This is a genomic window from Belliella filtrata, from assembly GCF_022549775.1.
In the GTDB taxonomy this organism is placed as follows: Bacteria; Bacteroidota; Bacteroidia; order Cytophagales; family Cyclobacteriaceae; genus Belliella; species Belliella filtrata.
The window spans coordinates 1-22,506 of sequence record NZ_JAKZGP010000020.1; the positions used below are offsets into that span (position 1 = coordinate 1).

Annotated in this window: 24 protein-coding genes; 5 read left to right on the forward strand and 19 right to left on the reverse strand. The window is 37.7% G+C overall.

Features of this window, described 5'->3' with window-relative positions; translation table 11 throughout:
• Window positions 1-264: 264 nt before the first annotated feature.
• The 5 genes from MM239_RS09305 to MM239_RS09325 form a co-directional block, all read right to left on the reverse strand.
• A complete protein-coding gene (locus tag MM239_RS09305) occupies window positions 265-429 on the reverse strand; it encodes a hypothetical protein (protein WP_241347933.1) in 165 nt (54 codons plus the stop codon).
• Entirely contained in the window at window positions 411-1,370 is a 960-nt protein-coding gene (locus tag MM239_RS09310) for a hypothetical protein (RefSeq protein WP_241347934.1), read from the reverse strand. Before MM239_RS09310 ends, MM239_RS09305 begins: the two co-directional genes overlap by 19 nt.
• A gap of 227 nt (window positions 1,371-1,597) precedes the next feature.
• Window positions 1,598-1,843 (reverse strand): ATP synthase F1 subunit epsilon, encoded by a 246-nt coding sequence (atpC, locus tag MM239_RS09315; RefSeq protein ID WP_241347935.1) that lies wholly within the window; start codon window positions 1,841-1,843, stop codon window positions 1,598-1,600.
• A gap of 81 nt (window positions 1,844-1,924) precedes the next feature.
• Window positions 1,925-3,427 carry a F0F1 ATP synthase subunit beta gene (gene atpD, locus MM239_RS09320; RefSeq protein ID WP_241347936.1) on the reverse strand — a complete coding sequence of 501 codons (1,503 nt, stop codon included), beginning with the start codon at window positions 3,425-3,427 and terminating at the stop codon, window positions 1,925-1,927.
• A 172-nt stretch (window positions 3,428-3,599) separates the two neighbouring features.
• Entirely contained in the window at window positions 3,600-4,094 is a 495-nt protein-coding gene (locus tag MM239_RS09325) for a C40 family peptidase (RefSeq protein WP_241347937.1), read from the reverse strand.
• A 297-nt stretch (window positions 4,095-4,391) separates the two neighbouring features.
• Between MM239_RS09325 and MM239_RS09330 the strand changes: the two genes are divergently transcribed.
• Window positions 4,392-4,634 carry a hypothetical protein gene (locus MM239_RS09330; RefSeq protein ID WP_241347938.1) on the forward strand — a complete coding sequence of 81 codons (243 nt, stop codon included), beginning with the start codon at window positions 4,392-4,394 and terminating at the stop codon, window positions 4,632-4,634.
• Between the two features lie 9 nt (window positions 4,635-4,643).
• On the opposite strand, the gene coaE is transcribed toward MM239_RS09330, so the two are convergent.
• The 7 genes from coaE to MM239_RS09365 form a co-directional block, all read right to left on the reverse strand.
• Entirely contained in the window at window positions 4,644-5,261 is a 618-nt protein-coding gene (gene coaE / locus MM239_RS09335; protein WP_241347939.1) for a dephospho-CoA kinase, read from the reverse strand.
• Window positions 5,254-6,219 carry a CdaR family protein gene (locus MM239_RS09340; RefSeq protein ID WP_241347940.1) on the reverse strand — a complete coding sequence of 322 codons (966 nt, stop codon included), beginning with the start codon at window positions 6,217-6,219 and terminating at the stop codon, window positions 5,254-5,256. Before MM239_RS09340 ends, coaE begins: the two co-directional genes overlap by 8 nt.
• Window positions 6,220-6,227: 8 nt before the next feature.
• The gene (gene yajC / locus MM239_RS09345) at window positions 6,228-6,545 is read right to left on the reverse strand and encodes a preprotein translocase subunit YajC (RefSeq protein WP_241347941.1); all 318 of its coding nucleotides are present in this window, start codon (window positions 6,543-6,545) and stop codon (window positions 6,228-6,230) included.
• A 2-nt stretch (window positions 6,546-6,547) separates the two neighbouring features.
• A complete protein-coding gene (locus MM239_RS09350; RefSeq protein ID WP_241347942.1) occupies window positions 6,548-7,096 on the reverse strand; it encodes a DUF1573 domain-containing protein in 549 nt (182 codons plus the stop codon).
• An 11-nt stretch (window positions 7,097-7,107) separates the two neighbouring features.
• Complete coding sequence (locus MM239_RS09355) at window positions 7,108-7,410, reverse strand: YtxH domain-containing protein (RefSeq protein WP_241347943.1); 303 nt, start codon at window positions 7,408-7,410, stop codon at window positions 7,108-7,110.
• A 13-nt stretch (window positions 7,411-7,423) separates the two neighbouring features.
• On the reverse strand, window positions 7,424-8,608 hold the full coding sequence (gene nusB, locus MM239_RS09360) for a transcription antitermination factor NusB (protein ID WP_241347944.1): 1,185 nt from the start codon (window positions 8,606-8,608) through the stop codon (window positions 7,424-7,426).
• Window positions 8,609-8,755: 147 nt separating this feature from the next.
• Window positions 8,756-9,856 (reverse strand): Glu/Leu/Phe/Val family dehydrogenase, encoded by a 1,101-nt coding sequence (locus MM239_RS09365; RefSeq protein ID WP_241347945.1) that lies wholly within the window; start codon window positions 9,854-9,856, stop codon window positions 8,756-8,758.
• Between the two features lie 147 nt (window positions 9,857-10,003).
• Here MM239_RS09365 and MM239_RS09370 point away from each other — a divergent pair, with 147 nt between their 5' ends.
• The 3 genes from MM239_RS09370 to MM239_RS09380 are packed head-to-tail and all read left to right on the forward strand — an operon-like array spanning window position 10,004 to window position 14,085.
• Window positions 10,004-11,794 (forward strand): ABC transporter ATP-binding protein, encoded by a 1,791-nt coding sequence (locus tag MM239_RS09370; RefSeq protein WP_241347946.1) that lies wholly within the window; start codon window positions 10,004-10,006, stop codon window positions 11,792-11,794.
• A gap of 29 nt (window positions 11,795-11,823) precedes the next feature.
• Complete coding sequence (locus MM239_RS09375; RefSeq protein WP_241347947.1) at window positions 11,824-12,135, forward strand: hypothetical protein; 312 nt, start codon at window positions 11,824-11,826, stop codon at window positions 12,133-12,135.
• Between the two features lie 48 nt (window positions 12,136-12,183).
• On the forward strand, window positions 12,184-14,085 hold the full coding sequence (locus tag MM239_RS09380; protein WP_241347948.1) for an ABC-F family ATP-binding cassette domain-containing protein: 1,902 nt from the start codon (window positions 12,184-12,186) through the stop codon (window positions 14,083-14,085).
• 133 nt (window positions 14,086-14,218) lie between these two features.
• Here the strand turns inward: MM239_RS09380 and nqrE are convergent, their stop codons facing one another.
• The 7 genes from nqrE to cmk form a co-directional block, all read right to left on the reverse strand.
• The gene (nqrE, locus tag MM239_RS09385; protein WP_241347949.1) at window positions 14,219-14,830 is read right to left on the reverse strand and encodes an NADH:ubiquinone reductase (Na(+)-transporting) subunit E; all 612 of its coding nucleotides are present in this window, start codon (window positions 14,828-14,830) and stop codon (window positions 14,219-14,221) included.
• A 14-nt stretch (window positions 14,831-14,844) separates the two neighbouring features.
• Window positions 14,845-15,525, reverse strand: a complete 681-nt coding sequence (locus MM239_RS09390; protein WP_241347950.1) for an NADH:ubiquinone reductase (Na(+)-transporting) subunit D — start codon at window positions 15,523-15,525, stop codon at window positions 14,845-14,847.
• A 51-nt stretch (window positions 15,526-15,576) separates the two neighbouring features.
• Window positions 15,577-16,326, reverse strand: a complete 750-nt coding sequence (nqrC, locus tag MM239_RS09395; RefSeq protein WP_241347951.1) for an NADH:ubiquinone reductase (Na(+)-transporting) subunit C — start codon at window positions 16,324-16,326, stop codon at window positions 15,577-15,579.
• The gene (locus MM239_RS09400; protein WP_241347952.1) at window positions 16,313-17,527 is read right to left on the reverse strand and encodes an NADH:ubiquinone reductase (Na(+)-transporting) subunit B; all 1,215 of its coding nucleotides are present in this window, start codon (window positions 17,525-17,527) and stop codon (window positions 16,313-16,315) included. Before MM239_RS09400 ends, nqrC begins: the two co-directional genes overlap by 14 nt.
• Window positions 17,528-17,532: 5 nt before the next feature.
• Window positions 17,533-18,918 carry a Na(+)-translocating NADH-quinone reductase subunit A gene (locus MM239_RS09405; RefSeq protein ID WP_241347953.1) on the reverse strand — a complete coding sequence of 462 codons (1,386 nt, stop codon included), beginning with the start codon at window positions 18,916-18,918 and terminating at the stop codon, window positions 17,533-17,535.
• A 137-nt stretch (window positions 18,919-19,055) separates the two neighbouring features.
• Window positions 19,056-19,958 (reverse strand): 4-hydroxy-3-methylbut-2-enyl diphosphate reductase, encoded by a 903-nt coding sequence (locus MM239_RS09410; RefSeq protein WP_241347954.1) that lies wholly within the window; start codon window positions 19,956-19,958, stop codon window positions 19,056-19,058.
• A 4-nt stretch (window positions 19,959-19,962) separates the two neighbouring features.
• Window positions 19,963-20,649, reverse strand: a complete 687-nt coding sequence (cmk, locus tag MM239_RS09415) for a (d)CMP kinase (RefSeq protein ID WP_241347955.1) — start codon at window positions 20,647-20,649, stop codon at window positions 19,963-19,965.
• A 151-nt stretch (window positions 20,650-20,800) separates the two neighbouring features.
• On the opposite strand from cmk, the gene ade reads away from it, so the two are divergent.
• Window positions 20,801-22,432 carry an adenine deaminase gene (gene ade, locus MM239_RS09420; RefSeq protein WP_241347956.1) on the forward strand — a complete coding sequence of 544 codons (1,632 nt, stop codon included), beginning with the start codon at window positions 20,801-20,803 and terminating at the stop codon, window positions 22,430-22,432.
• The last annotated feature ends 74 nt before the right edge of the window (window positions 22,433-22,506 follow it).

The window sequence follows — 22,506 nt, forward strand, 5'->3', positions numbered from 1 at the left end:
CAAAAACACAAAAACTGGTTTAATTAAAAAAAAGAATTCCCTGGAAACAGGGTCATGGGAATCCTATGTCTATTTTCTAAAGCAAATTGATCAAACTACTTCAATTATTTAAAATCGGAATTGCTGACAATTGCTTGTTTTTTTCAAGAAATAGCTTTCTCTTCTTGGTGTTTGTTTTTTTTTAATCACATAGTTTTTATTGTTGAAGATGTTTTGCCACTTTACTAAAGGCAAAGCATATGCATGCTTTGCTAGATTAGGTCATCAATACTGGAACTCAATAATATCTTCCTCTTCACTTGATGATAATCCATAGATTACTTTATTTTTTTCATCTACAGTAATGTATTTGATTGGGATATTAAGTTCGAAATGCCCAGTGACTTTACCTGTATAATCAAATAGGAATATTATATGGCATGGAGACATTCCAGTGGTTTGGATTTTCTTGACTTTCTCCCCACTGTATAGCATAAAGATTTGGTGTTCTCCAAGGAAAAGTCCTGATAGGTTCTGACTGCTTCAGGGTCATTCATGTAGTAGTATGAGTAGTCTTCAGATTGTTGTATGATTTCATAGCTTGGGTTTTCGAAATATGGCCCTTCTACGACGAGGATTTCTTTACTGGAGTAGTCTAGTATTTCAAAGTGATCCCTATCCATAGAAAAGAAACCGAATTTTGTTTTGCTCCTGTTAGAGGTAAAATGATTTGCAAAAGCTTGTCTATTTACATTCAAGGGGTTATCATCTGGTAACATTCCTTTCCAGCTTCCATACCCTGCCAATACTTTTCCACTTTTGCTGTATTCTACAAATTTTTCTTCTCCAGATACCCTAAGTGCCAGAAGGGTGCTATCTGTTAACCAAGTGATTTCAGTTGCTGCGTAGAACTCTGGATTACGCTGCTTAAGTTGGTTTTGAGAAAGCTTATGTGTACTGTCATTTAAGCTGAATTCAGAGAATACTTTTTCAAAACTGTATGCCCAAAAATTGCCTGGCGTAAAACTATAGTCTAGGGTCCATGTATATGCTACCTCGCCTGGCCCACTACCTTCTATGCCTAGACCATAGAGCCACTTCTTCTCTTTGGTGTCTATGATGTGGAGTGGGGGATCCATAGCTTTATCAGAGACCACAATGTACTCATCTATGAAAAATGGCTTTCTTGTCATTTGAAAATTTGTGATTCCAAATGGTTCTCCTCTCAATATGGTTTTCTGTGGGAGATCACTTTCGGTTACCCTTACCCAATACTCACCAGGTCTACTTTGATAGTCTGATTTTTGGGTGCATTGAGTAAAAACTAGTAGTAATATAAATATGAAACTAATTCTTTTCAGTTTGCGATAGGCGAACAATGTAATACACATGTAAGTCATTTGAAATTTTTGTGTTATTGAATCTTTAATTTAACTAAAAAATAATTTATTCAAATGAATTGTTTTTTGTTGCTGAATATCGTTGAAATTATGTTTGAATCTACTAATGGTTATTGGGATTCAGTCTCATTTACTGCGAACGTAATTTTCACTCCTCAAAAACAAAAAGGGTTTCCCACATCTGTAGGAAACCCTTTTATGATTTGTTATAGCAAGTTTTACCCCACTACTTTTTCTGCAAGCAAAACGATTTTGTTGTCTTTTACTTCTACAACACCACCATCTACAATTAGGCTCTGTTTGCCTTCATTGGTCGTAAAGGATACAGTCCCTTTTGCCAATGCAGAGACTAGCGGTGCGTGATTTTTCAATACCTGAAATGCACCATTTGCTCCTGGAAAGCTTGCTTCTGAAACTTCTCCTTGAAACACTTTTTTGTCTGGTGTTACGATCTCTAGTTGCATTTTTTCTTCTTATAAGGTTATTGAGTTAATGGTGACCAGCTTTATTATAAATAAACTGAGCACCACTAACTAGTAACTATTTTACTTTACCTCTGCAAGCATTTTCTCTCCTTTGGCAATGGCATCTTCGATGCTACCTACCAAGTTGAATGCTGCTTCTGGCAAATGATCTAATTCACCATCCATGATCATATTGAAACCTTTGATAGTTTCTTTGATATCTACTAGGACACCTTTGAGGCCAGTGAACTGCTCAGCTACGTGGAATGGCTGAGATAAGAATCTCTGTACCCTTCTAGCTCTGTGTACGACTAGCTTATCTTCTTCAGAAAGCTCTTCCATACCCAAAATGGCAATGATATCTTGTAGTTCTTTGTATCTCTGTAGGATCTCTTTTACTTTCTGAGCACAGTTGTAGTGATCATCTCCTAGGATCTCTGGAGATAGAATTCTTGATGTAGAATCCAATGGATCCACAGCTGGGTAGATACCTAGCTCAGAGATTTTTCTTGAAAGTACTGTAGTAGCGTCCAAGTGAGCAAATGTCGTCGCTGGAGCAGGGTCAGTCAAATCATCCGCTGGTACATATACTGCCTGTACAGAAGTAATGGAGCCATTTTTAGTAGAGGTAATTCGCTCTTGCATGGTACCCATTTCAGTAGCCAAAGTAGGTTGGTAACCTACCGCAGATGGCATACGACCAAGAAGTGCCGATACCTCAGATCCTGCTTGAGTAAATCTAAAAATGTTGTCAATAAAGAATAGGATGTCTTTTCCTGCTCCATCACCTTCACCATCTCTGTAATATTCTGCCAAGGTCAAACCGGTCAAGGCCACTCTTGCACGAGCCCCAGGAGGCTCATTCATTTGACCAAAGACGAAGGTTGCTTTAGATTCTTCTAGTTTTTTCAAGTCTACTTTTGAAAGATCCCATCCACCTTCATTTTCCAAAGTGTGAACGAAGTCATCTCCATAAGTTACAATACCTGATTCGATCATTTCTCTAAGAAGGTCATTACCTTCTCGAGTTCTCTCACCAACACCGGCAAATACAGATAGACCTGAATATGCCTTGGCGATGTTGTTGATCAATTCCTGAATCAATACTGTCTTACCAACACCAGCTCCACCAAAAAGACCAATCTTACCACCTTTTGCATAAGGCTCGATCAAGTCAATAACTTTGATCCCTGTGAAAAGTACTTCTGTCGCAGTAGAAAGATCTTCAAACTTCGGAGCTGATCTGTGAATAGGAAGTCTCTTTCCTGCTGGTACCTGTGGAAGACCATCAATTGCCTCTCCAACTACGTTGAATAGACGACCTTTGATGCCTTCTCCAGTTGGAACGGAGATAGGTGCACCTAGATCGGTAGCTACCATGCCTCTTACCATTCCTTCTGAGGAATCCATTGCAATAGTTCTTACTCTGTCCTCACCCAAGTGCTGCTGAACTTCCAAGATTACTTTTTGACCGTTTTCTTTGGTTATTTCTAGTGCGTCAAGGATATTAGGTAACTTGCCTCCTTCGAAAGAGATATCCACTACTGGACCAATTACCTGTGTTATTTTACCAAGATTTGCCATTTTTATGTATTGATGTAAAAAGGGAATTACGCTTTTTTCAATTTGCATGCAAAATTAATTATAAAAGCTTAATACCAAAGGATGTTTGGAAATTAAATCAAGAATAATTATCGGTTTTCATCAATTTATCGCTCAGACGCAATATACAAGGTATCCCACTGGAATGGATTTATTAAAAAACTCGCCTTCCGAATAAGTAGGCTTTGTTCCAATAGCTATTACTAAGCTTGTCTTCTGTCACACCTAGCGATGTGGAGGAATGAATGAACCAAACTTGCCCTCTACTGATCTCCGTGACTATTCCAGCATGTGATACTTGTCGCTTACTTTTACCGGTTGCAAAAAATACTACATCACCTTTTTCAAGTTTTCTTTCAGGTACTCTTTTGCCTATTTTACTCTGCTCACTTGAGGTCCGTGGCATAGTGACTCCTACACTTGCGAAGGAATGGAAGATCAATGCTGAGCAGTCTATACCAGACCTAGTAGTGCCACCATAGCGATAAGGCGTACCACGATATGATTTTGCCGTTTCGACGACTTGATTAATGTTTTTTCTTCTAACTTTTTTGGTGGAAGAGCAGGAGCTAAATTGAAGTACACATGCCAAAAATAAAAATATATAAACTGTTTTAGAGATAGCTAGTTTTCTTCCTTTGATCCTCATGCTTCTGTCTGGAATGGTTTTATTGGCGAAAATTGTTATCGATACTTATTGAGTAGTTTTACGACTTTCAATTATACATAGCTTCACTTTAGATTCAAAGTGTTTTTTGGATTAGCTATAAATTGTGTGTTATTAGTAAAACACCAGAATTTTTTAATATGGTAAAGTTGATTGAATAACGCATTGATGATTTGTTAATTTTGTTTTACTACAATTTAATGAAAAATCAATGATCCTTTACCCTTAAAATGGCCTGTTTTTGGCTATATTGCATCATATTTGCTTTGTGAAATACATATGAGTAGAGAAGATTTCAAAAAATTACCCATTTCAAAAAAGATACAAAAGCTCTATATGGAAGGGACTTTTGTAGTGGCGATTAGATACTACTCGCACAAAATCAATTTGTATCTTTTAGGGGATGATTATGTTGAAGTATTTTATAATCACAAGCATGATAGAATAGATAAAATAGAGTACCTAAATCACCAACATACTCGAATGAAATTCTACTTGGATCAGATCAACTTTGACTTATAGCTTTTTAAATCAATTGCCAACTTCGGACAGCTTGAGAAGTTTTTGATGAATGTCTAGCACCTGAGGAATGAGTAGCTTATTATCTGTGTTTTTGACACTAAAATCACTTCTGGAGATTTTTTCTTCATCTGGCAATTGTTTGTCAATGATAGCCTGAAGCTGAGCTTGGCTTCTGTGTGGATCCCTCATCTGCACCCTATTGATCCTCACTTTCAGCGGAGAGCTTACCGTTATGATTTTGTACAAATCATTGGCAGAGCCAGATTCGAAAAGGAGTGCAGCTTCTTTTAGAATATACGGAGTGTTTTGTTCTGCAGCCCATGTTTCAAAATTCAATTTTACTGCGGGGTGAACCAAGCTATTGATCAGTTTTGTCTTTGAGTCGTCACTGAATACCTTTTCCGCAAGGAAGGCTCTATTCAATGATCCATCATCAAAGTAAGTCTGATTTCCGAATGATTCCTTGATTGCTGCTTTGAGGCTCTGATCATTAGCCATTAGCCATTTTGCCTTGTCATCTGCATAGTATACAGGAATTCCTAAAATCTCAAATATTTTCGCAACTGTAGATTTCCCTGAGCCTATTCCTCCAGTGATACCTATTAATAGTGGTTTGAGGTTACTCATATTTCAGTCTAAAAGTAGATGGTTCAAACCTGACATTTTCGAGAATAGATGTGCGAGGACTTAGGGTTATAGAAATGGTACTGTCTTCTTTATCTCTGTTGTAATAGTTAAGAATGGCTTCTAAGTCCATTTGCTTAAGCTGTTCGACTTTTGGTTCTTCGATGAGATAGTACATCATTACATTGTTTGGTTCTTGAACCAAGCTCACATTCTCTGGGAAGTTGATTTTATTAATTTTCAATCTTTTATTCCCTTCTAGTAGCTGTACGATGTTGAATTTCACTTGAACACTCTCCTCTTCCAAGCTTAGGAAATCTTCCCATTCACTTGGGATAGCTACTGGTATAGATTTTTCAAAGTTCTTGTTGATCTTGTCTTCTCCCAATTTGATTTTTAGGGAACCTTCAAGCTTTTCTAAGACTGATGTTGGACCTTTTATGTTTAAGGTGGTAGGATTGATTTCTATTTCTCCGAGTATCCTGTGATTTTTAGCAATGATATTACCACTTGTGTCAGGTTCAACTTTGACTTTTCTAGTTACAATTTTGTCAATTTTGAATTTAATCGTGTCAGAAACCATAGATACCAATGTAGTTGGTGAGATATTTTCAGCAAGACTTCTTCTGATTTCTGATGAAAGGATATGATTTTTGGTGGCAGGGTTATTGATTTCGATCAGGAATGGACTTTCATTTACATTAAAGTATTTCCTGAGCAAGTCCCAGCCATTGCCATTGATTTCAATTTTTACTTTAGTAGGTAGTTTTTCTACAGCCATAAATTCTTCACTATCAAAAATAATTTCGATAGGATAATCTACTACTGTGTTGTAATTGTCTTTGTTGAGTGCGTTTAAAAACCAGAAAGTGGAAGCGGCTAAAAAACATAGCGCTACCACTTTCATGTTTGCAGCAGTTCTTGGACTTGCTGATTTAAAGAATTTTTTTAACCTAGTCAAAGTGTTAATTATTTTGTACCACTGGCTCTTTTAGTAAATTCTAGTGAGACAGCTGATTTCTCTATTTTGATTTTGAAGCCTTTGTCAAGCTCAAGAATGATAGTGTCACCTTCTACTGCATAAATCTTGCCATGGATACCACCTATCGTTACGATATTGTCACCTTTTTTTACCTCTTCAAGGAAATTTTTTGTTTCTTTTTGTTTTTTCTGTTGAGGTCTGATCATGAAGAAATACATGATCAAAATAATAGATCCGAAAAGGAATACTTGTCCTAAGATTCCACCTCCAGCACCTTCTGCTTGAAGTAATATGAAATTAAGCATGTTTATTGTTTAACTGGCCCTAGGGCACCTTGATTGTTAGATGAATTTTTTGGTGTTACATTTCCCTTTAGTCTAAGCCTATTGACGTTTGGATTAGTATTGGCTTGGATAGTAACTGTAGGCGCCTGTGTACCTGGCTTACCAGCTGAGTTGAATTCTACTTTGACAAATCCAGATTCCCCAGGTTTTACTGGCGTTTTGGTATAATCAGGCGTAGTACAACCACACGAAGCTGTTACATTAGAGATAACTAATGGCACTTCTCCTTCATTGACAAAATTAAATACGTGCTCAATTACTTTTCCTTCCGCTATTGTGCCAAAATCAAATTCTTCTGCTGAGAAATTGAATTTTGCCATTGAGCTAGGGTCCACATTTGATACAGATTGTACATTGGAAGGCTGTGGAGCGCTCGCATTGACAGTACTAGCTTCCATTTGAGCTATTTTCTGTTCCAATTGAGCAATTTTTTCAGATTGGTCGTTGTTGCTACATGAGTTCATTACTAGGATTCCTGAAAGTAGCAGTGCGGACAAGCTTAACTTTTTCATAATATAATTAATTAATTAGCCTCTTGATTAATTTGGTCAATAAGTTTATTGACGTCATTTAATAGGTTTTCGGCCTTGTTTTTAGCATCAGTGATGACTTTGTTTCCTTCTGATTTTGCTTCATTGAAGGGAAGGTTTTTGCCATTACGTAGGTCTTTGATGATTTCTTCAAGCTCTTCTTTATATTTTGAGAGCTGGAATGAAAGTTTATCTCGGGTGTTTTTTCCTGAATCCGGGGCAAATAAAAGCCCTAAAGCTGCGCCAAGTCCGGCACCAGCTAAAAATGTGATCCATGAAGTGCTGTTTTTGCTCATTTTAAAGATGTTTTTATTTGTTATCTAATAAACCTCTTCCACTTTTCTTGATTTCTCCTTTGTCCATAAGCTCTTTGGAGATTACATCAAGTAATCCATTTACAAATTGTTTACTTTTTGGCGTACTATAGTTCTTAGAGATGTCTATGTACTCATTTATTGAAACTTTGACAGGGATGCTTGGGAAGAATTTCATCTCAGTCAAAGCCATTGAAATGATGATTTTATCAGTAAATGCAATCCTGTCAATGTCCCAGTTTTGCGTTTTTTTGGCAATTAGGCTTTTATTGATTTCTTCATTTTCGATGGTGAAGTTAAAGATATTTTGGAAGAATTCCTTATCGTCTTCCCAGTTCATTGCCAAGTCTGGAAGAAGCTCATCCTCCAATGACCCTTGCTCAAATACATTTTTGATGAATTTAGAAGCCAAACTTCTTACGACCTGCTTATTTTCTGACCAATTCATATCCTTCTCTGAAAAGAAGTTTAGAATGACTTCATTCTTAAAGATGATTTTCTTCAATAATGTTTCTAAAATATTGAAATCATCTTCTTCTTGTGGATCATTAAGTTTGATATATTCTTGATAAACTTCAGATGGTTTGATGTAAACTCTAAACCACTCTTTGATTTCAAGTTCTATATCATCTAGGTGTGCATCATGTCTGATCAAGGCAGTCTCGAAAGCTGGACTGTTTTTTATCTTGTTTAGAATAACGTTCCTACTCAAGTTTAGTTCTCTTGCTGATGTGGAAATTTGATCGTTATTGATCTTTCTTTTCCTTTCAGCTTCTTTGGAGACATGGTTGCCAAACTCGATCAGCATCTGTATGGCATTGAGGTAGAGTTGAGGGATACGTTCAGCAGATGTGATCATGTTTTTAAGCAGAAAATCGTAATCTTTTTCATTTGCTTTATGAAAAGCATTAATTGCTTTGATAGCTTCAGATTTGATTTTCGTGCTTACCTCTTGTTGAGATATAAGCGACTTGTTGTTCAGGTTGTCACTAAAAAGCTGTATTGTGGTAATTGCGTCAGCTTTCAATTGAGCCTTATCTTGCACTTCCATACTGTTCAAATCTGGAAGGAAAGACTCTCTTATAGAATCTTTGGCTATATTGAAATTAGATGATTTGCACTGCTCGTAAGCATATAGGCTTTGAAATGCCTTTACCCTAAGAATTCTTCTGTTTAACATACCTGATTTTAAAGAACGTAAATATAGTATTTTCACTTGAGTAAATGAAGACAGCCAAGTGAATCTGTCATTATTGAGCAATAAAACCACCTGAAGTCCTTACATAGGCAGTAAGTTTCAGGTGGTCTGTTTGTTAATGTTAATGTATTAATAAGGAAGTTTGACTTTTCCTATAGATTCGATTCTGCTCCAAGCCAATTCTATAGCTGCTTGCTGAGAGGGGATGTTATCTATTGCTGACTTATCAAGAATAGCCGTGGTGATGTCGTAGATTTTTTCAGCTTGCTTGTATGTAGCTTCTCTATTGTATCCACCTACAAATTCAGCACATACATTCATGAGTCCACCAGAGTTGATGAGGAAATCTGGGGCATAGATAATGCCTTTTTCTAGAAGGATTTTACCATGCTTGTCTTCATCTTTAAGCTGATTGTTAGCACCACCTGCTACAACTTTACATTTCAATCTATCAATGGTGTCATCGTTGATCGTAGCGCCAAGTGCACAAGGAGAGTAGATGTCCATGTCAAAATCATAAACCATATCTGGGGTGATTACAGATGCTCCAGTCTGCTTTGCTACTTCAGCGAGTTTGTCTTCAAATATATCAGTTACAAAAACATCAGCTTTTTCTTTAACCAGCCTTTCGACCAAATATTTCCCTACTTGACCGACACCTTGAACCACAATTCTTTTTCCTTCTAGGGAGTCATTTCCATAAGCCTTTTTAGCTGCTGCTTTCATGCCAAGGTATGTTCCATATGCTGTCACTGGAGAAGGGTCACCGCCACCACCTCTTACTTCAGGAAGTCCTGTGACATATTTGGTTTCCATCGCAATGTACTCCATGTCGCTTGTCTTCATGTTGACATCTTCAGCAGTGATATACCTACCACCAAGTGAATCCACAAATCTTCCAAATCTTCTAAGGAATGCTTCATTTTTAAGTTTTGGATCACCTATGATTACGGCCTTCCCACCACCTAGATTTAGTCCTGCGATAGATGCCTTGAAAGTCATTCCTCTAGAGAGTCTTAGTACATCTGTAATTGCCTCTTCTTCTGAGGTGTAATGCCACATCCTAGTACCTCCAAGTGCTGGACCAAGTACTGTGTTGTGAATTCCTATAATTGCTTTGAGTCCAGTAGGCTCATCATAACAGATGACCAATTGCTCATGTCCTAATGAAGTGATCTGTCCATAGATCAACCCTTCTTTGACTTTTTCCCCAGTATTAATTTCTAGCATTTGAACTTGGAATTTTTTAATGTGTTATATTTGGGACTGCTGTATGGTGTAATCTCCGATGCAAAATTATATATTTTTATCGGGCTTTACCAATGCAATTAATGGAGTTAAAATAAACTAATCAAGTGATTTAAAAGTTTTTATTTCGTGAAGCCGCTTTGGAGATTAAATAAGTATTTGTTCAAGTATAAGGGATATCTCCTATTGGGGATTTTATTCACTGTTATTTCGAATGTTTTTGTAATTATTCCTGCTCAACTGGTCAGGATTGCAATAGATTATGTGGTTGAGAGTTTCTCGTATTACAACCTTTTCAATGAAGGTGATTTGGGTTCTTTTGCAAGGAATTTTTTCATGAAATTTGTTTTTATTTTTGGAGTTTTGATTTTAGCAATGGCCTTGCTGAGAGGTTTTTTCTTGTTTTTGATCAGGCAGACGATTATCATCATGTCTAGGTTGGTCGAATATGATATGAAAAATGAGATTTTTGCTCATTATCAAAATCTCCCTTTGAGTTTTTACAGAAAAAATAGTACTGGAGACCTAATGGCTAGAATCACAGAAGATGTCAGTAGGGTCCGAATGTACTTAGGTCCAGCAATCATGTATGGTCTCAATTTGATTGTCTTGTTTCCCCTTGTGATTGGGTACATGCTAAGCGAAAATGTTGAGCTTACCATATATTCTTTATTACCCTTGCCAGTGCTTTCATTGAGTATTTATTTTGTAAATAATATGATCAATGAAAGATCGGAACGCATACAGCGAAGCCTGTCTAGCTTGAGTACTTATGTTCAGGAGGCTTTTTCAGGTATTCGTGTTTTGAAGGCTTTCGTTAGAGAAGATGATAGTGCTCACGATTTCAAAGATGCAAGTGAAGACTACAAAGAAAAATCCATTAGTCTTACTTTAGTTCAGTCTTTGTTTTATCCTTTAATTTTGGCTTTGATAGGTATCAGTACCATACTTACAGTCTATATAGGTGGCGTTCAAGTAATAGAAGGTACTATTGGCTATGGAGTGATCGCGGAATTCATCTTGTATGTGAATATTTTGACATGGCCAGTTACTTCACTTGGCTGGGTGACAAGTATCATTCAGCGTGCTGCAGCATCTCAAACACGGATTAATGAGTTTTTGGATGAGAAAAATGATATTCTAAGTTCCGAGAATTTGGACACTTCTATTAAAGGTAGGATTAAAGTTGATAATGTTTCATTTGTATATCCAGAGTCTGGTATCAAAGCTTTGGATAAAGTAAGTTTTGAAATAGAGGCAGGACAGTCTATGGCTATCATTGGCACCACAGGTTCTGGAAAATCAACGATAGCAAACCTGCTCATGCGTATGTATGATGTGACATCAGGAGATATCTTGATAGATGACAAGCATATTTCAGTATTTGATACTGCCACTCTACGCAGGCAAATTGGCTTTGTTCCACAAGATGTATTTTTGTTTAGCGATAGCATATCCAATAATATTGGCTTTGGACTGGACACTTATACTGATGAACTTATTCATAAAGCAGCCAAGGATGCCGATGTATATGATAACATCATAGATTTCCCAAAAGGATTTGAGACAAGACTAGGTGAGAGAGGAATTACACTCTCAGGAGGCCAAAAGCAAAGGGTTTCTATCGCAAGGGCTATAGCCAAAGAACCGAGTATACTATTGTTAGACGATTGTCTCTCAGCGGTAGATACCAAAACGGAACACGCCATACTCAATGCTTTAAGTAAGATCATGGTGGGAAGAACTTCAATTATCATTTCCCACAGGGTGTCTTCAGCTAAATTAGCAGATAAGATTATAGTGCTCAATGAAGGTCAGGTTGTTGAGCAAGGAACACATGAAGACTTGCTTTCAAAGAAGGGCGTTTATGCTGAGCTTTATGAAAAGCAAACACAAGTCAACGAACAAATTGAAGAGTAATTTATATTACCAAAATCAATAATCACGATATGAAAAAATCAGGATTTGATGAAGTAGAATCTTTGCTACAAGATGTAGGGAAAAAGATAGAGTTTCTCATGGAGAAGGCCGCCCAAGCTGGGGGAGAGGCAAAGGATGAATTAGAGAAAAAGATTTCTGAATTAAGAGGTAAGCAAACAAATTTGGAAGAAGAGTTGAAAAAGGGGAAAGAAAAGTTTGAAAAGATTTATCAAGAAAAAAGAGATGCTTTCGAACCTAATTTCCGAAAATCAAGAATTCATTTCAATAATGCACTTGAACAATTTGGAATGGCTATAGAATCGATTTTTAAAAAGAAATAGACTTTTTGATTCAAAGATTATCGGCGGTTTTTCTACTATCTTTGTACCATGAATTATTTATCAGTAGAAAATCTTAGTAAGTCTTTTGGAGAGCGTGTACTTTTTAAAAACATCTCTTTTGGGCTAGATCAAGGTCAGAAGGTTGCTTTAGTAGGAGTCAATGGAGCAGGAAAGTCCACTTTGATGAAAATCATCATGGAACTTGAAGTAGCCGACGAAGGAAACGTAGCCATCAATCAACAAGTAAAAGTGGCATATGTCCATCAAAACCCTGTCTTCTCGGGAGAGTTGAGCATCTATCAGACGATATTTGATGATAGCAATAATGAGACTTTGAAGACCATAGAAGCTTATCACAAAGCCATGGCTGATTCAGAAAATGGCAAGGATAATGCCGATGTACTTCAGGGCATTTTTGAGAAAATGGACAGGCTACAAGCTTGGGATTTTGAATATCAAGTCAATGAGATTTTAGGAAAACTTGGGCTTCATGACACAGGATTGGCAGTAGGAAAACTGAGTGGTGGTCAGAGGAAGAGAGTAGCCCTAGCAAAGGCCATTCTTGAAAAACCAGATCTTTTGCTCCTAGATGAACCGACCAACCATTTAGATCTGGAGACGATAGAATGGCTGGAGGATTACTTGTCTAAGGCTAATCTTGCATTATTTATGGTGACTCACGATAGGTATTTTCTTGAAAAAGTGACCAATCAAATCTTGGAGCTTGACAATGGTAAGGTTCATAGGTATTTAGGAAACTATGGATATTTCTTAGAAAAGAAAGCTGAGAGAAGAGAGATTGAGGCCACAGAAATAGATAAGGCGAAGAGTCTTTACAAAAAAGAATTGGATTGGATTAGAAGGCAGCCAAAAGCAAGAGGAACAAAGGCGAAATACAGGGTGGATGCTTTCGAGGAGACAAAGGAGAAGGCGTTTTCAAAAAGAGAAGAAAGGGAAATTGAGCTCAGCGTGACCACGCAGAGATTGGGTAATAAGATTATCGAGATCGAAAAGATCACTAAATCTTATGGTGACAAAAGGATTGTTAACAATTTCGATTATATCTTCAAGAAAGGGGATAAAATAGGGATAGTTGGACCAAATGGTGCTGGAAAGACGACTTTTTTGAACATGATCACCGGGGCGCTTGAGCCTGATGCTGGTAAAGTTAGCATAGGACAAACCACAGCGATAGGATATTATAGACAGGAAGAAGATTCCTTCGACGAAGAAAAACGACTTATTGATATTGTCAAAGAGGTAGCTGAAGTGGTCACTGTCAGTGGAGGCGCTACGATTACGGTATCACAATTCTTGACCAAATTTGGCTTTCCACCAAAACAACAGCATACACCAATAGCAAAACTAAGCGGAGGTGAGAGGAGAAGACTTCAACTTTTGATGATATTGATCAAGAGCCCGAATTTCTTGATACTTGATGAGCCAACCAATGATTTGGATATCATGACACTAAATACACTGGAGGAATTCTTGGATACTTTTCCGGGATGTCTAGTGATAGTGTCTCACGACAGATACTTTATGGATAGGCTTGTTGAGCACTTGTTTGTTTTTGAGGGAGAAGGTGAGATCACGGATTTCCCAGGTAATTATACTGATTTTAGAGAATGGGAAAAGGAGTCATCTAGTACTGCCAAAGAATCAAAAGATACTCAAAATGCACAACCTAAAACAGTCGCCACTGAAACAAAATCAGAAGGGGGAAAGGCCAAAGCAAGTTTTAAAGAGAAAAAAGAATTTGAGGAATTGGTAGCTAAAATGGAGAATCTTCAGCGTGCAAAGTCTGAGTTGATCGGTAAAATCACCATGGGCACAGATGATCACGAAAAATTAGTCACATGGTCAAATGAAATTCAGGTCATAGATAATCAACTGGAAGAGATGGAACTTAGATGGCTTGAACTGAGTGAGCTCGATGGTATTGAATAGTACAAGAGTCAGCGAGCAGTACCGAGTATTTTTCAAGTGATTGTTTGACTGGGAAAACACTCAACAATCTTGTAAATAAAAAGGCCTTGAGGATAAATCCCAAGGCCTTTTGTGTAAGATAGCAATATTCTTATCAAAGATCTATACCCATGAAAGACATGAAAGCGATACCCATCAAGCCTGTAAGAAGCATCGTGATACCAAGACCTTTCAGCCCATTAGGTACATTTGAATATTTCAATTTCTCTCTGATCGCTGCAAGTGCTACAATAGCAAGAAAGAAGCCAGTACCTGAACCGAATCCATAAACTGCTGATTCTGCTAAAGTATAATCTCTTTGAGCCATGAATAAAGATCCTCCAAGGATCGCACAGTTCACAGCGATCAAAGGAAGAAATATACCCAATGCTCCATAAAGAGCTGGTGCAAATTTCTCAACTATCATTTCAACAAGCTGTACCATAGCAGCGATGATAGCGATAAACATGATGAATCTCAAGAAAGTAAGATCAACACCTGCAAGTGATGCACTTGCCCAAGAGAGAGCACCTTCTTTCAATACAAATTCATTTAGGAGCCAGTTTACTGGAACCGTTACGGTCAATACGAAGATAACGGCTGCTCCAAGTCCTATTGCTGTACTTACTTTTTTCGAAACGGCCAAAAATGAACACATTCCCAAAAAGTAAGCGAATACCATGTTGTCAATAAAGATTGACCTAATTGCTAAGCTAAATAATTCCATTTCTCTTTTCTTTATTAATGTTCAACATAGCCAGTTTTGGTACGCTGTACCCAAATAATCAATCCAAGGATGATGAATGCTCCAACTGGAGAAACCATAAGACCATTGGTAGCTAGGCTAAATTCACCTCCGAATAAGCTACTGATACCATCATAGATTTCAACTCCAAAAACTGAACCGGAACCTAAAAGCTCTCTGAAGAAAGCCACAGCTAAGATAATCCAAGAATAACCTAAGGCACTACCAAATCCATCTAATACAGAATCGTAAGGCTTGTTTCCTAGCGCAAATGCTTCTAACCTACCCATTACGATACAGTTGGTAATGATCAAACCTACGAAAACAGATAGTTCTTTATACATATCATAAGCGAAAGCTTTCAAAATTTCATTTACTAAAGTTACCAAAGAGGCAACTACAGCCAACTGAACGATGATACGTACCCTTGATGGAATAGTGTTTCTCAATAATGAAATGGTCAAGTTTGCCATTACCATTACGAATATAACAGAGATTGCCATTACAAGGGTAGGCTGCATCTGCGTGGTCACGGCCAATGCAGAACAAATTCCTAAAACTTGTATTGTAATTGGGTTGTCATCTATTAAAGGATCACTGATCAGTTTTTTTCTTCTTTTAGAGAACAAAGCTTCTGATACTTTGGTCTCTTTTACTTCTGCAGTTTCTGTGCTCATTATAGTTTATTTATAATGTCTAAATTTTTTAATTATAGCTGCTTTACCAGATTAAGACTTTTGTCTTTTTTCGAAGTAAGACTTATATGCTTTCAGGTAGTTTTCAAGCATGGCATTTACACCATTCGCAGTGATGGTAGCTCCGGAAAGGCCATCTACTTTGTGATCTTCACCGCTGTAATCTTTACCTTCACCTTTCTGCATATCTACTGATCGGAATTCTCCAGAGTCATCAAAGATTTTCTTTCCTTGATACCTGTTTTGTACACTTCCTTCAGTGATTCTAGCGCCTAGACCAGGTGTTTCACCTTTGTGACCAAAGGTGACTCCTTCAATGGTGTTCAAGTCGGTATCCAAAGCTAAGAAGCCCCAGATTTCATCCCAAAGACCTGCACCATAAAGTTGTACGATGATAGCTTCTGCATCATCTTCATTACCTTCTTGATGGAATATGAATACAGGATACTTTCTCTTTTCTGGAGCTAATTTATAGTTTTTAGCTACATCTACATTTTCAGCTATGATTTCATTTCCATCCTCATCTTTTTCGATTTCATTTCCTTCGTAGTCTACTACTTTTGAAGATATTCTATTATCGTAGAATTCAAGGATTTCTTCAGCTTTCATGGCGCTAAGCTCTGAAGATTCAAGTACCGCACCCAAAATTTGTTTTTTGGTATCTAATTCTACAGCTTTCTTTTGGATCGGACCCAAAAGCTGTGATGTGCCTGATAACAATAATCCTAATACAACTGTAAGGATTACTGAGAAAGTGATGATATATCCGTTAGACTGTTGCACGTTGTAACCTCCTTTTCTTGTTTGCTTTTACTACATAATAATCGATCAATGGAGCAAATACGTTCATAAACAATACTGCAAGCATGATCCCTTCAGGATAAGCTGGGTTTGTTACACGTATAATAACTGTAAGTATACCTATAAGTAGTCCATATATCCATTTTCCAATTTCTGTTTGAGAAGCTGATACTGGATCTGTAGCCATGAAAACTACACCAAAAGCTAGACCACCCATCACTAGGTGATATTCTGGACCCATTGCCATATATTCGTTTACTGCAAATGCATTCATTACTAGTCCCATCAGATATGCACCTGCAAATCCTGATACAATAATTTTCCAGCTTGCAACTCCTGTAGCCACTAAGATCGCAGCTCCAACCAAAGCCATCAAGGTTGATGTTTCACCGATTGAGCCAGGAATCCAGCCCATAAACAAATTAGCAAATTCAAACAAGCCTGAACCTAGTTCCGAATTATGTGAAGCTAGTGCTGATGTAACTGTTTCACCCTCTACTCCAGCATTGTATGCTACTGCAAGCGCTGTGGCTCCTGAGAAACCATCAACAGCAGTTTTGTCTCCTAAATATGTCCAAACCTGATCTCCAGAAATTTGTGCTGGGTATGCAAAGTACAAAAACGCCCTTGCTGTCATAGCTACATTGAGGATGTTCATCCCTGTACCACCGAATACTTCTTTGGCAATCACTACTGCAAAGACTGTCGCTAATGCTACTTGCCACAATGGCATAGTTGCTGGTACAACCAAAGGTATCAACATCCCTGTCACCAAGAAGCCTTCATTGATGGGGTGTTTTCTAATTACTGCGAAAGCAGCTTCCACCATACCTCCCGCAGCATATGCCACGATAACTATTGGTAACACAAGCTGAAGACCCAAGAGTGCTTTTGGTCCAAAATCTTCCCACAAACCTGCTGTTTGACCTGTAGCCAAAAAGTGTTGGTGTCCTGTATTGTAAATTCCAAATAACAAACATGGAATCATGGCCACTACTACAGTGATCATCATTCTTTTTAAGTCGACAGCGTCTTTTACTTGAGTACCTTTTATGGCGTTGGTATGATTAGGGGAAAACAAGAATGTTTCACCCGCCTCAAACGCATAATAAAAGTTCTCCAATTTTCCTCCCTTTTGAAAAAGGGGCTTCTGCTTATCCAACAGATCTCTTAGAAACTTCATATTGTTTAACTGTATTGAATTAAGTCTATTCCTTTTCTTACTATTTCCTGAACTGGGTGCTTAGAAACATCCACAAACTCACATAGAGCCAAGTCCTCTTCTATGACCTCATAGATTCCGAGTTCCTCCATCTCATCAAAATCTTCTGCCATGATGGCTTTCAATAGATAGATTGGAAGTATGTCCATTGGAGTTACACTTTCAAAAACACCAGTCTGTACGAATGCTCTTTCTTCTCCTCTTACATTGGAGTCCAAAACAAACTCTTTGTTTGGTTTCAAAAATGAAAGCAATCCAAGTGCTCTGTGATAACTTAGCTTATCTGCAGTTGGCTTCATCCAGCCTAAAAACTCATGATACTCTCCTTCAGGAATTAGCGTGATTTGGCTGTGGTAATAACCTAAGTATCCGTCTTGATTGATTTTTTCTCCTGTAAGTACGTTTCCAGAGATCACTCTGGTGATTGGAGCAATATCTGATTTTTCGTCTTCTTTCAAGTTTCCACTTACCAATGTGTCCACACATGCACCTACAATGGTTTTTGTGTATGCAGCTTTTTTGGCTCTAGATCCTGTGATTGCAATAACGCGAGAAGCATCATATTTGCCTTCCAAGAAAAGTTTTCCAATCTGAGCGACGCCGAAAGGGTTGATTGTCCAAGCAATCTCTCCTTTGTTGATGGGGTCGATGTGGTGGATTTGAACGCCTACATTTCCTGCTGGGTGTGGGCCAGAGAATTTATTGATTTGTACATTTTGTACGTTTGCAAATACTGAAGGTACCTCTGCGTCACCATTAAGATTCAAGTGAACGATTCCATCAGTAAGTTTTTTCAAAATGTCAATTCCAGCTTGGAAATATTTTTCTTCACCTTTGAGTGTAACAGCATAGTCTGCAGCCAATGGATGAGAGTCAAATCCTGAGATGAAAATAGCTTTTGGGCTATCCTCTGGATTGGCTACAATACCATAAGGTCTTTGAACGAGTTGTGGCCACACACCACTCTTTGTCAATTGAGTAATTGCGGTCTCGCGATTGACAGATTTTATGGTGGACTCGGTGTATTTTTCGAAAGTCTCATAGCTGATTTCCTTGTCAGCAAGAATTTTGATTTCCAATAACTTTCTCTTTTCACCTCTTTTGATCTCTACGATTTCACCAGAAACTGGTGCGACATACTGGACTTTGTCCAAGGCTTTGTCGAATAGAATCGGAGTTCCCGCCTTTATAGTATCTCCTTCAGATACAGTTACTTTTGGTCTTTGAAGACCGATGAAGTCCGTAGGTTTGATAGCAAAGGTATTGGCTGGTTGGAAGTCTACAAGCTGCTTTTCAGCTTTTCCAACAAGCTTAATGTCGAATCCCTTCTTAAGCTTAATTAGTTTTGACATATTATTTTGAACTGTATGGTCTTTTGAAAAACGCCTCAAATCTAATAAAATAGATCAGTTATTAGAAGATAATTCTGTTATTATTTGCCATCATCTTGCTAAGTTGACATATCTAGATTGATTTGCCTTCCTTTTATTTAATTACTTTCTAGGGCTATTCCAGACTCTAAAGAATGAATGTGATTCATCACTTGTTCCATGAGCCACATCGGTGTGGACGTAGCTCCACATATCCCAATATTGTCTCTGGAGTTGAACCATTCTGGGTCTATTTCTGTTTCGTTTTCTATAAAATAGCTTCTTTCATTTTCAGCTTTACATACTTGATACAGTGCTTTTCCGTTTGAGCTTTTTTTGCCTGATACAAATATGATTACATCGTTTACTTGTGAAAAATGGCGTAGTTGGGGCTCTCTGTTCGATACTTGTCTACAGATAGAATCATTGGCATTGAAGTCCACTTCATTGAGTGTCCCTTTGGCGCTTTTGATTTTATGCTCAATTTTCTCTTTTAACTCATAAAAGCCTTTGGTGCTTTTGGTCGTTTGGCTGAAAAGTGTCACGGGTTTGTTGAAATCTATTTTTTCCAGATCTCTATCCTCCATCACAACTATAGCTTTTTCAAGTGTTTGGCCAGTAAGACCTATTACTTCAGCATGGCCCTTTTTACCATATATCACTATTTGCCCCTTCTCTTTTTCCATTTTATCAAATGCAGTCTTTACCCTGTGTTGTAGTTTTAATACTACTGGACAAGAGGCATCTATCAATTCAATGTTGTTTTCTATGGCAATTTTATATGTTTCGGGTGGTTCGCCATGTGCTCGTATCAATACTTTGCAGTCGTGTAATTCCCTTAACTCATCTCTATCGATCACTACAAGGCCTTTTTCACTGAGTCTCTTGACTTCCATGTCGTTATGGACTATGTCGCCAAGGCAGTATAGCATTTCTGACCCTTCCATTTCATCCTCAGCCATTTTTATGGCAAATTCTACCCCAAAACAATACCCTGAATTTTTATCTATAGTAACATTCATATAATCACACCTTTTCTGCCAAAATTTCCTTAGCAAGCGAAACAATTTGATTGACTTGAGATTCAAAATCTAAATAGCTGGTGTCTATCTCGATGGCATCTTCCGCTTTCCTTAATGGGCTTTCCTCTCTAGAGGAATCTATTCTATCTCTTTCTCCTAGGTTATGGATAATCTTTTCTAAACCAATCAATTCACCTTTTTCTAAAATCTCTTTTTGTCTTCTTTCTGCTCGTATTTTAATATCAGCAGTCATGAATACTTTCAACTCGGCCTCTGGGAATACGACAGTACCTATGTCTCTGCCGTCCATTACTACACCTTTTTTCTTGCCTAACTTTTTCTGCTGTGCCACAAGCTCTTGTCTGACTTCTTTGATTTTACTTACTTCACTGACGTATTCAGAAACCCTCATTTTCCGAATTTCCTTCTCTACATTGAGTCCATTGAGATAGGCTTCTTGCTTGTTGTTGTCTGGATTGACTTGAAAAGTAATGTGCATAGTCTCTATTGCTTTTGCCACTTCTTTTGGATTGGTCAAAACTGTTAGATTATTCAAAAAATGCAAAGTAGCAGCCCTGTACATGGCGCCTGAATCTATATAGGTGTAACCCAAAGCTTTGGCTACTGCCTTTGCAGTAGAGCTTTTGCCACAACCTGAGTACCCATCTATCGCAATTACAATTCTATTCATTGACTAAGTATGCCTCTCCTTTTTTTTCAAGTACAAATATAGTAGATTTAAATCTAATTCTGGTAGGAGTATAGATGTATTCCAAGTTACTGTATAGTATCTACTTCTTTCTGATATGTTTTGGTCAAAAAACTAACAAAAATCATCAAATATGAATTGCTTTTGTATTGAAGGTCAATTAATAGACATTGAGAATCGGGAGATTTTTTCAGCTGAACTTAAGGTAGGTGATGGCAAAATTGTTGCGATCAGAAAGATCAAGTTTAACCCTGATTTACCATATATGTCTCCGGGGTTTATCGATGCTCATGTGCATGTCGAGTCCTCTATGCTGATTCCTTCAGAATTTGCTAGACTTGCTGTAGTACATGGTACCGTGTCTACAGTTTCGGATCCTCATGAGATAGCTAATGTATGTGGGATGGATGGGGTGAACTTTATGATTGACAATGGAAATCAAGTTCCTTTTAAGTTCTATTTTGGAGCTCCTTCTTGTGTCCCAGCAACCCCTTTTGAAACGGCAGGAGGAGAAATTACAGTTCAAGATATACATGATCTTCTTGAGAGGAAGGAAATAGTTTACCTCGCCGAAATGATGAATTGGCCTGGGACAGTTCAAAGAGATCCAGCTGTTATGGAAAAAATTGATATAGCTAAAAGATATGGTAAGCCTATCGACGGCCATGCACCAGGCTTACGTGGTGAACAAGCTGCTCAGTATGCTTCTGCTGGAATTTCCACAGACCATGAATGCTTTACAATAGAGGAAGCTTTAGACAAGTTGAGGTTAGGGATGAAAATAGCAATTCGTGAGGGCAGTGCTGCTAAAAATTTCGAAGCATTGGTTGATCTTATTGATAGGTATCCAAAGGAAATAATGTTTTGCTCTGATGATAAACATCCTGATAATCTTGCTTTATCCCATATCAACGAACTTGTAGCGAGAGCTATCGCAAAAGGAAAGGATTTGTTTGATGTACTTAGGATAGCTTGCTTGAACCCGATAGATCACTACAAACTTCAAGTAGGAAAGCTGAGGATAGGTGATCCAGCTGATTTTATAATTTTGAATGATGTAGTGTCTTTTAAAGTCAGAGCTACATACATCAATGGGCAACTGGTAGCAGAAAATGGTGTTACTAAAATCAAAAGTATAGAAAGTACTGTTATTAATAATTTTAATATCCAGCCTAAGAAGGTAGAGGACTTTCAATTTAGAACAAAGAAATCAAAAGCTCGTGTGATAGAAGCGCTTGATGGTCAGTTAATCACACCAGAGATTATTGGGGAAATTGAACTTCGCGATGGTTTTGGAGAATCCAATGTCTCCAAAGACATTCTGAAACTTACTGTTGTCAATCGATATCATGAGGCAGCTCCAGCATTGGCATTTATAAAAAACTTTGGTCTAAAATCTGGAGCAATAGCATCATCAGTTGGGCATGATTCTCACAATATTATAGCTGTGGGAGTGGACGATGAGTCAATATGCGAGGCGGTCAATTCGATCATTGAAGTGAAAGGTGGGGTTTCGGCAGTCAATGGAGCAGAAAAGGTTGTTCTTCCTTTGCCTGTAGGGGGTATAATGTCTTCCAATGATGGTTATCAAGTAGCTGAAGCTTACACTAAGATAGATGCTATGGCAAAAGCAATGGGTTCTACACTTCAGTCACCCTTTATGACCTTGAGCTTTATGGCGCTTTTAGTGATTCCAGATTTGAAACTGAGTGATAAAGGGCTTTTTAATGGGCAGAAATTTGAATTTGTTGACGTGATTGTTTGATGTTCTTAATTAAATTTTCTTTAGTGTATCTTAGATGATAGGTGTTTTTAATGGTTTAGTAAAGCTAATCTAAA